Source organism: Ramlibacter sp. P4_H7 (assembly GCF_056400765.1).
In genome coordinates this window covers 17,113-29,240 of the sequence record NZ_JBFUKP010000028.1, presented here as the reverse complement: position 1 = coordinate 29,240, position 12,128 = coordinate 17,113, and the positions used below count along the sequence as shown (strand labels likewise).

The 12,128-nt window shown below is 70.3% G+C and carries 15 protein-coding genes; 5 read left to right on the top strand and 10 right to left on the bottom strand.

The features are described 5' to 3' along the window. Positions 1-5: 5 nt before the first annotated feature. Positions 6-995: a Bug family tripartite tricarboxylate transporter substrate binding protein gene (locus AC1DSA_RS24610; protein WP_477893601.1), complete on the bottom strand. Its 990-nt coding sequence runs from the start codon at positions 993-995 to the stop codon at positions 6-8. Positions 996-1,121: 126 nt separating this feature from the next. Between AC1DSA_RS24610 and AC1DSA_RS24605 the strand changes: the two genes are divergently transcribed. Continuing rightward, positions 1,122-1,850 (top strand): GntR family transcriptional regulator, encoded by a 729-nt coding sequence (locus tag AC1DSA_RS24605; RefSeq protein WP_477893599.1) that lies wholly within the window; start codon positions 1,122-1,124, stop codon positions 1,848-1,850. Positions 1,851-1,854: 4 nt separating this feature from the next. On the opposite strand, the gene AC1DSA_RS24600 is transcribed toward AC1DSA_RS24605, so the two are convergent. Continuing rightward, positions 1,855-2,565 carry an SgcJ/EcaC family oxidoreductase gene (locus AC1DSA_RS24600; protein WP_477893597.1) on the bottom strand — a complete coding sequence of 237 codons (711 nt, stop codon included), beginning with the start codon at positions 2,563-2,565 and terminating at the stop codon, positions 1,855-1,857. Positions 2,566-2,688: 123 nt separating this feature from the next. Between AC1DSA_RS24600 and AC1DSA_RS24595 the strand changes: the two genes are divergently transcribed. Then, the gene (locus tag AC1DSA_RS24595) at positions 2,689-3,474 is read left to right on the top strand and encodes a YecA/YgfB family protein (RefSeq protein WP_477893633.1); all 786 of its coding nucleotides are present in this window, start codon (positions 2,689-2,691) and stop codon (positions 3,472-3,474) included. Between the two features lie 13 nt (positions 3,475-3,487). Here AC1DSA_RS24595 and AC1DSA_RS24590 read toward each other — a convergent pair whose 3' ends face one another. Further along, entirely contained in the window at positions 3,488-3,763 is a 276-nt protein-coding gene (locus tag AC1DSA_RS24590; protein ID WP_477893595.1) for a cupin domain-containing protein, read from the bottom strand. A 218-nt stretch (positions 3,764-3,981) separates the two neighbouring features. On the opposite strand from AC1DSA_RS24590, the gene AC1DSA_RS24585 reads away from it, so the two are divergent. After that, positions 3,982-4,872, top strand: coding sequence for a LysR family transcriptional regulator (locus tag AC1DSA_RS24585; protein WP_477893593.1), 891 nt, complete (start codon positions 3,982-3,984; stop codon positions 4,870-4,872). Positions 4,873-4,896: 24 nt separating this feature from the next. On the opposite strand, the gene AC1DSA_RS24580 is transcribed toward AC1DSA_RS24585, so the two are convergent. The 3 genes from AC1DSA_RS24580 to AC1DSA_RS24570 form a co-directional block, all read right to left on the bottom strand. Further along, positions 4,897-5,553, bottom strand: a complete 657-nt coding sequence (locus AC1DSA_RS24580) for a hypothetical protein (RefSeq protein ID WP_477893591.1) — start codon at positions 5,551-5,553, stop codon at positions 4,897-4,899. Positions 5,554-5,741: 188 nt separating this feature from the next. After that, the gene (locus tag AC1DSA_RS24575) at positions 5,742-6,710 is read right to left on the bottom strand and encodes a threonine dehydratase (protein WP_477893589.1); all 969 of its coding nucleotides are present in this window, start codon (positions 6,708-6,710) and stop codon (positions 5,742-5,744) included. Positions 6,711-6,798: 88 nt separating this feature from the next. Then, positions 6,799-8,355 carry a phospholipase D family protein gene (locus AC1DSA_RS24570; protein ID WP_477893587.1) on the bottom strand — a complete coding sequence of 519 codons (1,557 nt, stop codon included), beginning with the start codon at positions 8,353-8,355 and terminating at the stop codon, positions 6,799-6,801. A gap of 300 nt (positions 8,356-8,655) precedes the next feature. On the opposite strand from AC1DSA_RS24570, the gene AC1DSA_RS24565 reads away from it, so the two are divergent. Together AC1DSA_RS24565 and AC1DSA_RS24560 are read left to right on the top strand one after the other, a co-directional pair. After that, the gene (locus AC1DSA_RS24565) at positions 8,656-9,255 is read left to right on the top strand and encodes a M15 family metallopeptidase (protein ID WP_477893585.1); all 600 of its coding nucleotides are present in this window, start codon (positions 8,656-8,658) and stop codon (positions 9,253-9,255) included. A gap of 28 nt (positions 9,256-9,283) precedes the next feature. After that, on the top strand, positions 9,284-9,619 hold the full coding sequence (locus tag AC1DSA_RS24560; RefSeq protein ID WP_477893583.1) for a hypothetical protein: 336 nt from the start codon (positions 9,284-9,286) through the stop codon (positions 9,617-9,619). On the opposite strand, the gene AC1DSA_RS24555 is transcribed toward AC1DSA_RS24560, so the two are convergent. The 4 genes from AC1DSA_RS24555 to AC1DSA_RS24540 form a co-directional block, all read right to left on the bottom strand. Beyond that, positions 9,612-9,932 carry a hypothetical protein gene (locus AC1DSA_RS24555; RefSeq protein ID WP_477893581.1) on the bottom strand — a complete coding sequence of 107 codons (321 nt, stop codon included), beginning with the start codon at positions 9,930-9,932 and terminating at the stop codon, positions 9,612-9,614. The two genes, AC1DSA_RS24560 and AC1DSA_RS24555, sit on opposite strands and share 8 nt — an antisense overlap. Before the next feature lie 32 nt (positions 9,933-9,964). After that, entirely contained in the window at positions 9,965-10,633 is a 669-nt protein-coding gene (locus tag AC1DSA_RS24550; protein ID WP_477893579.1) for a DUF1345 domain-containing protein, read from the bottom strand. Positions 10,634-10,665: 32 nt separating this feature from the next. After that, positions 10,666-10,914, bottom strand: coding sequence for a hypothetical protein (locus tag AC1DSA_RS24545; protein WP_477893577.1), 249 nt, complete (start codon positions 10,912-10,914; stop codon positions 10,666-10,668). A gap of 128 nt (positions 10,915-11,042) precedes the next feature. After that, positions 11,043-12,077: a purine-nucleoside phosphorylase gene (locus AC1DSA_RS24540; protein ID WP_477893575.1), complete on the bottom strand. Its 1,035-nt coding sequence runs from the start codon at positions 12,075-12,077 to the stop codon at positions 11,043-11,045. Between the last annotated feature and the right edge of the window lie 51 nt (positions 12,078-12,128).

Here is a 12,128-nt window from a genome sequence, read left to right as displayed (position 1 = left end):
CCGGCTCACTCGGCCACGATGTTCGCGGTCTTGATCACCGAACCCCACTTGGCGAGCTCGCTGTCGATGAACTTGCCGAACTCCGGCGCGGAGCTGCCGATGACGATCATCCCCAGGGTGGTCAGGCGCGTCTTCACCGCCTCGTCGGCCAGCACGGTCTTGAGGTCCGCGTTCAGGCGGTCGCGAATGGCCGGGTCCACGCCCTTGGGCGCGACGATGCCCAGCCAGCCCAGCGCGTCGAAGCCGGCCACGCCGCTCTCGGCCACCGTCGGCACGTCCGGCAGCTGGGGCACGCGCTGCGAGGTGGAGACCGCCAGCACGCGCACCTTGCCCGACTTCGCATGCGGCAGCACGGCCGGCAGCGAATCGAACATCGCGTTCAGCTGGCCGGCGATGAGGTCGGTGTAGGCCGGAGCGCTGCCGCGGTACGGGATGTGCGTGATGTGCACGCCGGTGCGTTGCTTGAGCAGCTCGAAGGTGAGGTGCTGGAAGGAGCCGACGCCGCCGGAGCCATAGCTCAGCTTGCCGGGCGAGGCCTTGGCGGCTGCGAGCAGGTCGGCCAGCGTCTTGTAGGGCGAGTTGGCCGGCACCACCAGCGCCTGCGCCACGCCGGCGACGTTCATGATCGGCGTGAACTCACGCGGGTTGTAGCCCGTGTTGGTGTACAGGTTAGGCGCCGAAGCCAGCGGGCCGCTGGAGCCCAGCAGCAGCGTGTAGCCGTCGGCCGGCGCGGCGGCAGCGGCGCGGCTGCCCAGCGTGCCGCCGGCGCCGCCCTTGTTGTCCACGATCAGCGCCTGGCCCCACAGCTTGGACAGCGGATCGCCCAGCACGCGCGCCAGCACGTCGCCGCTCTGGCCGGCGGTGAAGGGAACGATGATCGTCACCGGCTTGGTGGGATAGCCCGCGGGGCGCGCCTGCGCCAGCGTGGTGGCGGGCGCGCAGGCGGCTGCGAAAGCGACGGCGGCGAGGGCGGAGAGCAGGGGTCGGCGGTGCATCGGGGCTTCCTGTGGTGGGTGCGTGCGGACGGAGTCCGGGGACGCGCCATGGTAGATTTGTACCGACCGCCGATATGTAGGGACATATACGATGAACATATCGGGAACATATCCGGAGCGCCGCCCTTGTCCATTGCCCTGTACCAGAGGATTTCCGAGGACCTGCTGCAGAAGATCAGCGCCGGCGCGCTGCCGGTGGGCACGTTGCTGCCCACCGAGATGGCGCTGATGGAGAGCTACCGCACCAGCCGCAACACGGTGCGCATGGCCTTGCAGCAGCTGCAGGCGCGCGGCCTGATCTCGCGCCGGCGCAACCGGGGCACGATGGTGGAGGCGCTGCCCGGCGGCGCCGCCACCTTCACGCAATCGCTGTCCTCGCTGGAGGGACTGGTCACGCTGGCCAGCACCGCGCAGCGCGAGATCCTGGGCTCGGACACCGTCGTGCTGGACACCGCGACGGCGAAGACGCTGCAGTGTCCGCCCGGCTCGCGCTGGCAGCACATCTACCTGGTGCGCAGGGAAGCGGGCAAGCCCCGCCCGCTGGGCTGGACCGATGCCTACGTGGACCCGCACTACCGGCAGATCCGCGAGCTGGCCGAGAAGCACCCGGGCGCCCTGTTCACCGACCTGATCGAGACCGCGTACGGCCGCCGCATCGAAACCGTGGAGCAGACGGTGTCGTCGTGCGCGGTCAGCCAGGACATGGCGCAGGTGCTGGCGGTGGCGAAAGGCACGCCCGCGCTGCGGGTCCTGCGGCACTACCGCGATGCCGCGCGCAACCTGGTGGTGGTGACGAAGTCGCTCTACCCGGAAAACCGCTATTCCATGACGACGACGCTGGTGCGCAGCGCGTGAGGCGCTACTGCGGCCGGGACAGCACGCCCTCGACGATGTCGGTGTTCTGGGAGTCGACGATCTCCCACCGGCCCCGGGCACGCGACAGCGTGGTGAGCAGCAGGCCGCCGCGCTCGGGCAAGGGGGTTCCGTCGGGCGACACGTGACCACGCAGGGTCCAGCGCGCGCGCACCAGGGCCAGCTGCGGGGCGACGAAGCGCGCCGACGTTTCCTCGATCCGCAAGGTGCTCTGACTGAACATCGTCGCGTGGCTGAACGCATGCGCTTCGTGGATCTCCTGGCGACCGCGCCACCACAGCCCGACCACGTTCACGAACTGCGCGTCCTCGGCGAACAGCTCGGCGAAGGCCGCCATGTCGTGCGCGTTCCAGCAGCGGGCAAAGGCGTGCACGAGCTGCGTCGCCTCGGACAGCTCGCCACCGTCACCGGACGGCAGCGAGGCCGCCACCTCGAACACGGACAGCGTCGGTTCGGCGCCGGCGGCCCGGAACATCAGCACGCCCGCGGGCGTCCCGGCGCCCCGCATGGCTTCCAGCGCTTCGCGGCTCGCCCACCAGGTCTGGATCCGCCAGCGTTGCGGCTCGCGTGCGTCCCGCACGAGCTGCGTCCACACCAGGCCCGGCGGAAGGCGCCCCGCACCGGCGGCCGCGTAGGCGGCCTGCAGCGCAGGCGCGCGCTCCTCGGCCACGCTCGCCTCGAGAACGGTCTGGATCATCGGATGCTCCTGATGGGGGCAGGTGACCGGCAGGTGTACCCCCAGATGGCGGAGCCGGCAAGGCCGGCGTTCCCGATGGCGGGCGGATAATCCTTGCCCCGCCCCTGCTGCCCCGGATCCCGCATCGTGACCCCATCCCAGCCCCCTGCCCCGCCCTCCACGGGGCACGAGCCCCTCACGCTCGAAGACTTCGATGCGCTCGACGCCGAGCTCGACCTGCTGCGCGAGGACGACGAGGAGATTCCCCAGTGGGAGTTCTGCGAGGGCTTCCTCGCCGCGCTGGTCTGCATGCGCCGCGAGGTGCCGCCGGAGGAGTATTGGCCCGTGCTGCTGGGCGAGAACTTCCGTCCCATGGAACACATGGAGTTCGCCTGGCGCTGGCACCGCCGCTGGCAGGAGATCGCGTTCGCGCTCGACCAGCCGGTGGAACTGCTGGAGGACGAGCGCACCTACCACCCCGAGGCGCTCGACACGCGCGGAGCCGTCCTGTGCCTGCCCGCCGGCGAGCGCAAGGAGGGCGACCTCGCCAGCTTGCCCGCTTACGCGCAGGTGTGGGCGCTGGGATTCATGGACGCCGTGGAGTGCTGGCCCGACGACTGGCTGCCCCCGCGCGATCCCGAGGCCGCGGACATGCTGGAGGCCGCGCTCCACGACATCGTCGCCCTGACCGAAGACGACCCGGGCGTCCCGGCCGTGTCCATGTACAGCGAGGACGGTCCGGCCAGCGTGAGCAACGAGCGCCTCGACGCGCTCGCCGAAGGCATCTGGGCGGTGTACGCCTTGCGCCAGCTGTGGCGCAGCCTGGGGCCCCGCATCGACCCCCTGCGCAAGGCCGCCGAGCCGGGACGCAACGACCTGTGCCCCTGCGGCAGCGGCAAGAAGTACAAGAAGTGCCACGGAGCCGGTTGACGGCCGACGCAGCCTAGGTTCGCCAGGGCAGTTCCAGCGCCTGCCCGTCCGGCAGCGTCACCGGCACCGGCGTCGCGGCGAACACGGCGGTGGTCACGAGCGGTTCCTTGCCCGTGGTGAAGATCTGGTGCGGCACGCCCGCCGGCAGCACCAGGGTCTGTCCGGCGCGGAAGGCATGCACCGCGCCGGCGATGTGCACCTCGCCCTCGCCGGCGTCGCACAGCACGATCTCCTCGCAGGCATGCGAGTGCGGGGCGTGCAGCCGCCGGGCGCCATGGACTGGCGCCACACGCTCAGGTGGCGCAGGCCCTCGGCCTGGCCGGCCAGGGTGACGTGGGCCACGCCGGGAATCGGGGTGGCGGCGGGCTGCTGCTGGTCGTGGATGAACATGGAAGCTCCGGGTGAATGGGTGGTGCGGAGCCCGCAGTTTCCGGCGACGGATGCCTGCGCACAAGATGCGGCAATGGCATTACATTGCCGACATTCCTTCCTCAATCGATCCACCCCATGAAGCACTCCCTGCAGCAGATGGCCGCCTTCGCGGAGACGGCCCGCCACGGCAGCTTCGCGGCGGCGGCACGCGAGCTGGGCAGCGCGCCTTCCACCTTGGCCAAGGCGGTGGCGCGGCTCGAAGCGTCGCTGCAGGTGAAGCTGTTCCATCGCACCACCCGCCAGGTCAGCCTCACGCCCGACGGCGAGCGCCTGTACGGCCGCTGCGAGCGCCTGCTGGCGGACCTGGAGGCGCTGCAGGCCGAAGCCAGCGGCACCCGCGAGGAACCGGCCGGCCTGCTGCGCGTGGACCTGCCGATCGTGATGGGGCTCGAGTTCGTGCTGCCGGTGCTGGCACGCATGGCGCAGCGCCATCCCCGCCTCGAGCTGGACGTGCGGCTGCAGGATGGCTACGCCGACCTGGTGAAGGAAGGCATCGACGTCGCCCTGCGCCTCGGCCCGCTGAAGGACTCCACGCTGGTGGCGCAGCGGGTCGCGAGCCAGTCCATGGTGCTGGTCGCGAGCCGCGCCTGGATAGCGCGCAACGGCACCCCGCGGCGCCTGGAGGACCTCGACGTGCACGAGGCGCTGGTGTTCCGCATGCCCACCTCCGGCCGCGACCGGCCCTGGCACTTCCGCCAGGGCGGCAAGGACGTGGAGCTGCATCCGCCCGCGCGCATCCGCATCAACGACGGCGAAGGCCTGGTCGCCGCCGTCCGGCTGGGACTCGGCATCGCGCAGCTGCCGGAGTACTTCGTGCGGCGCGAACTCGCCAGCGGCGAGGTGGTGGAAGTGCTGAAGTCGCTGCGGCCCGCGGTGATGCCGGTGCTCGCGGTGTACCCCGGGGCGCGGCTGGTGCCGGCGCGGGTGCGGGCCTTCCTGCAGGAGTTGAAGACGATCGAGGTCTGATGCGCGGAAGGGATCGGGTCGCGCTCAGCGCGGGCTGCGGCTGATGCCGTCGACCACCAGGTTCGATGCGGCGGCGACCATCACCACCTCACCGCCGAGCTCGACGTAGCGATAGCCGGGCGGCAGCTTGGGCAGGCTGGCCAGCAGGCCCCGGGGCACCGCCGCCTGCGCCGCACCGCGCGGCAGCGGCTCGCCGATCTGCCAGTGCGCGGCAGCGGCTGACGCGGGATGCTCGGCGTAGTACTTGCGCACCGCGGTCATGTGCTTGTCGCCGAAGAAGACGCCGGGGCCGAGCGGCTTGCGCGCGAGGTGCGTGCCCGTGCCCACGTCGTCCAGCCGCATGCGCGGATCGGCACGATCGTCGAGCGCCTTCTTCGCCGGGCGCGCGCTGGCCGTCGCGCTCTGCGCCAGGGCGGCCGGCTTCTGCGGCGCAGCCGCGCGTGGGTTCATGGCCTGGGGCGCCGCGGCGGGCCGCGTCGCGATTTGCGCGGACGGAGCCGGCTTCACCGTCAGCGGCTTCGGACGGACGGGCCGCGCCGGCTTGATCTGTTCCAGCGGCCGGCCGAGTACCGCCGGCGGTACCGGCTCCGGCAATGGCAGCGGCGACTCGGCCAAGGCGAGCGGCGCCGCGGCGAGCAGCAGCAGGCCGGGCAGGAGCGGAAAGCGGAGCAGCAAGTGCATGGGGTGACGACGCAGGGGACCAGCCGCACTGTGAGGTCAGCCATGGCATGCACCCTGTCCGCCGGCATCCGCTTTGCGGGTCGGACTTCGCCGACGGATCGGGGGGCACGTCTGCGCATGGGGAGGCAGGACGCGTGGCTGAGCCACCGACAGGCGCGCGGCAGCCGTGTCCCGGGGGCCCCAGCTCTTCAAGTCGAAGCGAGCACCCGCGCAAAGACGTCCCGGTCCACATTGCCTCCGGTCAATCCGAACCCGACGGCGGCACCGGGCCAGCGGCTGCGCATGCGAATGGCGGCGGCGAGGCCGGCCGCACCAGCCCCCTCGGCGACGTTGTGCGTGTCCGTGAACAGGATGCGCATCGCCTCGGCCACCTCGTCGTCGGTGACGGCGACGATGTCCTCCGCCTCGCGCAGCACGATCGCCAGCGCCTCTTCTTCGGCAACCCGACAGGCCATGCCGTCGGCCAGCTCCGTCGTCACGGGCGACGCGATCACGTGCTTGCTGCGAAACGAATCGAGGTAGGTCGTCGCATGGGCCGACACCACGCCGACCAGCTTGCTGCTGGCCCCGGTGTGGGCGCGCGCCGCCGCGGCCGCGCAGAAGCCCGACCCCAGGCCGATCGGGACGTACACCACGGCCGGCTCTTCACCGCGCTGGAAGCTCTCGAAGAACTCGATCCAGCAAGTCATCACGCCCTGCACCAGGCCCCGGTGGAACGAGGCCACCATGTGCAGCCCCCTTTCATGCGCCAGCGCGATGGCGAACTCGCGTGCGGCCTGGAAGTCCTCGCCATGCTCGAGCAGTTCGACGCCCAGCGCCCGCATCGCCGCGTTCTTCTCCAGGGAGTTGCCATGCGGCACCACGATGGTCGCGTCCATGCCGTATTTGCGCGCACCCCAGCCCACCGACTGGCCGTGGTTGCCGCGCGTGGCCGCGACGACACCGGCAGGCCGCGGCCGTGCGCGGGCCAGCTCCTCGAAATACACCAGGCCGCCGCGCACCTTGAAGGCGCCGGCCGGCGTGTGGTTCTCGTGCTTGACCCACACCGTCATGCCCAGACGCTCGCGCAGCAGCGGCCACGCGTACTGCGGCGTCGGCGGCATGGCCGCATAGACGACGCGCTGCGCACTCTCGATGTCCGCGGGGCTGAATCGCATCACCTTTCCTTCGACGGGGCATGGCCATCGGCCGACGCATCGATTGTGCGACGGACCGAGGCCGGTCAGTGCCGTGGCAGGATGGTGGCTACAACATCCACTCGATCGGCAGCCACGAGCCGAAGCGGACGAGCGCGCGCTCCAGCCATCCGCTGCCCGGGTCGGTGTCATGGACCTTTCCGGTGCCATCTTCCCAGACGGTGTTGCCGTCCGGGCCGATCGACACGCGGTAGGCGAGATCCGGGTACGCCTTGTCGACGGCCGAAGAAAGCTGCGCGGCCATCTTGCCGCTCTCGATCACCAGGCCCATTTCGGTGTTCAGCCTGGCCGAGCGCGGGTCGAGGTTGAACGAGCCGACGAAGATCGCCCGGCCATCGACCGTGTAGGTCTTGGCGTGCAGCCCGGCTTTCGAACCGTGGCCGATCTCACCGGCTCGCCCCTTGATCGAGCTCGCGTCGGGCTTGAGCTCCAGCAGTTGCACGCCGGCGCGCAGCAAGTCGTCGCGGCGCTTGAGGTAGCCGGACTGGACCGATTTCACGTCGGTGGACGCGAGCGAATTGGTCAGCACGCGCACCCGAACGCCGCGCCGGACCAACGCCGTCAGGGCTTCGGTTCCCGCAGCGCCGGGAACGAAATACGGCGAGATCAGGTCGAGCGACTTCACGGGCTCCCCGAAAGCGGCCTGCAGCTTGGGCAGCAACAGCAGGTCCTGGCGGTCGACATCGCTCAGCGTCTTGGCCGGGTCGTCGTACACCAGGTGGGCGGTGGTCCACTCGGGCTGCAGGGTGCCGGCGAGCACCTGCTTGACGAGCTGGTCGTTCGCGATCACCTCGATGTACTTGGCCGACTGGGGGCTGTCAGCAATCGCGAGCGCGCGCCCCGCCAGGGCCGCGCGCGGCTCGGGCACCACGTGGGCGATGAGCATCCGGGCGGGGTAGGCCGAGGGGCTGTTCCAGAACAGGTCGAATTCGGCGGACACTTTCTTCACTGCGTCGCCCATCGTGACGACGTCCAGGTCGACCAGGCCCTCCGCCCCGATCTCGAAGTATTCGTCGGCGATGTTGCGGCCGCCCACCACGGAAACCGCGCCATCGACCGTGAACGACTTGTTGTGCATGCGGTGGTTCAACCGCGTGAAGTCGCCCAGGTAGCCGAGCCCGCGCGAGCCGCGCATGACGAAGGGGTTGTACAGCCTCAACTCGACGTTCGGGTGCGACGCCAGCAGCGCCAGCGTCGGGTCGGTGCCCGCGGTGTTCAGGTCGTCGAGCAGCAGGCGCACGCGCACGCCGCGCTCCGCGGCGCGCATCACTTCCTCGAACATCAGCGTGCCCGTGGCATCGGGATGCCAGATGAAGGTCTGGATGTCGATCGAGCGGGCGGCCAGGCGCACCAGCGAGGCTCGCACCCCGAGTGCCGCGCGGCCGTCCGAAATCGGGATGACCCCCGTCAGTCCGGGATGCGCCTGGGCCTGCGGCAGCAGGACGCGGCCGATCGGGCTGTCGGCGGACGGCGGCAGCGCGTGGGTGTCCGGACGGCCCTCCAGCGACGGCAGGCTGGCGCAGCCGGCGACGAACGCGGCGACCAGCAAGGCCGCGCCCACGCGCGCCGCGCGCGCGCCGAGGTCCCGCCACCGGCATGGCAGCACGGCAGGCTCCGTATGGGGCGCGCAGGGTTGCTCAGGCGTCAGGCATTGCATCGTCGGGATCCGATCACCAGGTTCGGGCGCTCCAGTGGCGGGCGCACTGGCGCAGCCATTGTCTGCGGGTTCGCAACTTGCCGCGTGCGATGCGGCTTCGCGGTTGATCTTTGTCAAGCGTCGTCCCTGGTGCTGGCCCGAGGTCTTGCGCCCCATGTCCCGATCGACGTCCTCGGCCTGGGGCACACTTGCGTCAAACCTTTCGGAGGCTGCACGCCGCGCGCGTGCCCTCCCCGTTCACTCCATCCCATGCGCTGCGAAGACATCGCCTCCAACGCCGACTTCCGGCGACTGTCCACCCTCCACGACATCGCGGTGGACCTGCGCTATGCGGGCACCGACAACTTCGTCGGACGCGACCTGTACGGTGCGCTGGACTGCGCGTGGGCGCATCACCTGGCCGCCACCGGGCTGCAGCGCGCCGTGACGCTGCTTGCCCGCGAGGCGCCGGGCCACCGCCTGCTGGTGCTGGACGCGCTGCGGCCGCACCGCGTGCAGATCCAGCTGTGGGACCACCTGGACGGCACCGACCTGCGCCAGTACGTGGCCGATCCGGCGCTCGGGTCCATCCATTCTTTCGGCATGGCGCTGGACGCGACCTTGGTGGACCCGCAGGGCCGCGAGCTGGACATGGGGACGGGCTTCGACGAGATGGTGGAACTGTCGCACCCGCAGCTCGAGGCCAAGCACCTGGCCACCGGCGAGTTGACGCCGGTGCAGCATCGCAACCGCAAGCTGCTGCGCCACGTCCTGGGCAGCAGCGGCTTCCACGGCATCCCCAACGAATGGTGGCACTTCGAGATGCTGGATCGCCAGCACGTGCGGCAACGGTTCACCCGCGTGGAGTGACGCGACTGCCGCACCGATGTCCATGCCGATGAAGTCCTTGCGCAGAACCGCGTCGGCCGTCCTTGCGGCGATCGTCTGCCATGGCGCTACCGCACAGCCTGCAGCGCCCGCTCCCGCCTTCGACGTGGCCTACCGCGCGTGGGACGCCGTGACCGACATCGCACGGCACAACCGGGACCCGGGCATCGGCGGCGAATGCGCCAGGACCTTCCGCCCCTTCGTCATCCCCGGCCTGAAGCGGCAGACGCGCGAGGAGCAGGACCTTGCCGCCACGGCCTGCTACGCGGCGGCCCGGTCGGTCTGCGCCAACACCCGCCTGCAGCGCACGCCCGACATGACGCGCAAGTGCGAGGAGTTCAGGTAGGCCGCGCCTGCGCCTTCCTGACCGCCTCCGAAGCCAGCACGGTCAGGCCCATGCCCACCAGCACCAGCAGCGCGGAGACCGCATAGCCGACCGGGCCCTCCGGCACGATCCAGGTGGGGTACTGCGGATACGCCTCGGCCAGCGTGTGGACGCCAGCCACTTTGGCTTGCGCCCGCTGTGCGTTGACGTTCATCAGCGCGGCCCGCGCGAACACCGCGCCCAGGATCAGGATGGCGCCGGCCAGGAACAGCGTCTTGCCGAGCACGAGGGCATGACGGGGAGCGCGGGCGATGCGGGAGCGGAGCCACTTCATGCGGCGACTCTAGCGCAGCGTCGGGAGTGTGCTCAACGTCCGCCGACCAGGCTGGCCGCGATGTTGATCGACAGCCCCAGGATGGCCAGGTTGAAGAAGAAGCACAGCACCGACTGCGCCAGCACCGTGGCCCGCATGGAGGTGGTTCGCACCGCCACGTCGGAGGTCTGTGCGGCCACGGAGATCGTGAAGGCGAAGTACATGAAGTCCAGGTAGGACGGGGATTTCAGCGCCTCGGGAAACACCAGCGGCAGGCGGTTGGGCGGCGCGGAGTAATACAGGTGCGCATAGTGGAAGGTATAGAGCGCGCCGAGCAGCAGCCAGGAGCCCGTGACCGTCAGCAGGGTGATGCCATACACGAAGGCCGGTGCTTCCCCGCCCTCGCGCCCATGGGCCAGTTCCACCATGATCGCCGCCACGCTCAGGATGGCGGCGGTGCACATCAGCACCATCAGCCCCGCGCTGCTGGCGTCCTCCTGTTTGGCGATGCCGCGCACGCCTTCGGCCGTGCTTCGCAGCATCAGCCACACGAGTGCCACCAGGTAAGGCCAGACGCCCAGGTTCCAGGCCACCAGGACCCGCGCCGTGAAAGTCCACTCCTCGGGCAGAAAGAAGAATGCGGCGGTCGCCACCAGGGCGGCAACGAGGAGGCGCGGGCGGTGCAGGCCGGCCTGGCGGAAGCGACTGGCAAAGGTACTCACCGGTTCGAGGTTACCACCCGTGCTTCAGACGTTCAGCGTGGCGGCCGTGCCGCCTGCCTCACCTTCGACTCCGGCGGGAACACCAGCGTCGAAACGGCCGGATCGTGCAGCAGGTCCGCGCGCTGGCGCGAGGCACTCAGCGAGCGAAAGGCGATGACGCCAATGCAAAGCAGCCCCAGCCCGGTCGCCACCAGAGACATTCCCCCGATGCCGTACGCAATGCGCGCGACCACCGCGGCAACTGCGACCCCGGCAACCAGCTTGACAGACCCTATGACCATGGGACCCAGCATACGGCAGGACACGGGTGGCAAGGCAAGTAGGGGATTTCAGGGATAGCCGGAATGCCTGGAAGCACAGGTCGGCAGACCCCGGCCCTGGCCGCGGCCAGGCTGGAGGGCGACCGATGTCAGCGCGCGGGAACGCCGTCCTTCCACTGTGGCCAGTGGCCCACGATGTGGTCGACGACGCGCGAACCCACCAGTTCGATGTTCTCCACCGTCTCGGCGAAGCCGCCGGCCGTTTCGCCCGGCGCGGGATCCAGGTGCTGCAGCGTGGTCTCGCTCGGGTTGCCCTGGTCGAAGTTCACCGCGCCGCGCAGGCTCATGACGCGGTCGGTGCCGTGCGTGCGCTTGATCACCAGCGTGATCGCCGCCGCTTCCATCTCCGTGATCACGTAGTCGTCCGCGCCATACAGCTTGGCGATGTACTGCGCCTGCTTCGACATGCCGGGCCCATGGAAGAAGGTGTCGCCGGTCATGTGCGTGCCCGTGCCCACGAAGGGCGCGCGCCGCGCGGCCGCATCGGGATAGCGCTGCCGGTACTTGCGCGCCGGCTCGGAGTCCTTCAAGGGCGTGTCCGCCGACAACTGCATGGCCCAGCCGACCAGGGTGGGATTGAGGCGGAAGACGCGATAGGCCTCGTAGCCCTTGCGCGGCATGAAGGTCGGCTCGCCGGGCTTGTTCTCCTCCGGCGCCCAGCGATGGCCCAGGTCGTAGTCCACCAGCCACGTCGCCCACACCACCTCGCCGATGGTGCCGCGCGATGGGGGAGTCCCGGCGACGCCGGAGATCACGTAGTAGGCCTGCGAGAAATCGAACCCCGGATGCACCAGGATGGCCTGCATCGACGAGGAGGAGTTGACCTTGCCCATGCCCAGGACCGCGCCGCACACGCCGTCGGCATTGCAATACACCGGGCCCATCGCACCGGGCACGGTGATGGGCGTGGCGTTGCGCCAGTAGCGCTCGTACCAGTGCTGGAACTCGCCGGCGCGGTCACCGGTGTTCTGGCCGATCTCGAACATGGCCGCCACGAACACCTTGACCGGGATCGGCCGGGACGCGGCGGAGCCGACGGCAGAAGGCGTGGTGGAACAGGCGCCGAGCAGCGACGCCACCAGCAGCAGGGCCGCGACGCGGCGGGCGAATGAGGACGCGGGCATCCGCGGATGATACGTCGCGGTCCACGCGGGTCGCAGCTGCAGCAGGCAAAG

Coding starts and splice junctions, on each gene's coding strand:
- AC1DSA_RS24600 (WP_477893597.1), bottom strand. CDS start 2,565: ATGATCCAGACCGTTCTCGAGGCGAGCGTGGCCGAGGAGCGCGCGCCT.
- AC1DSA_RS24575 (WP_477893589.1), bottom strand. CDS start 6,710: ATGCGATTCAGCCCCGCGGACATCGAGAGTGCGCAGCGCGTCGTCTAT.
- AC1DSA_RS24580 (WP_477893591.1), bottom strand. CDS start 5,553: ATGCACTTGCTGCTCCGCTTTCCGCTCCTGCCCGGCCTGCTGCTGCTC.
- AC1DSA_RS24545 (WP_477893577.1), bottom strand. CDS start 10,914: ATGGTCATAGGGTCTGTCAAGCTGGTTGCCGGGGTCGCAGTTGCCGCG.
- AC1DSA_RS24565 (WP_477893585.1), top strand. CDS start 8,656: ATGCGCTGCGAAGACATCGCCTCCAACGCCGACTTCCGGCGACTGTCC.
- AC1DSA_RS24585 (WP_477893593.1), top strand. CDS start 3,982: ATGAAGCACTCCCTGCAGCAGATGGCCGCCTTCGCGGAGACGGCCCGC.
- AC1DSA_RS24560 (WP_477893583.1), top strand. CDS start 9,284: ATGAAGTCCTTGCGCAGAACCGCGTCGGCCGTCCTTGCGGCGATCGTC.
- AC1DSA_RS24540 (WP_477893575.1), bottom strand. CDS start 12,077: ATGCCCGCGTCCTCATTCGCCCGCCGCGTCGCGGCCCTGCTGCTGGTG.
- AC1DSA_RS24555 (WP_477893581.1), bottom strand. CDS start 9,932: ATGAAGTGGCTCCGCTCCCGCATCGCCCGCGCTCCCCGTCATGCCCTC.
- AC1DSA_RS24610 (WP_477893601.1), bottom strand. CDS start 995: ATGCACCGCCGACCCCTGCTCTCCGCCCTCGCCGCCGTCGCTTTCGCA.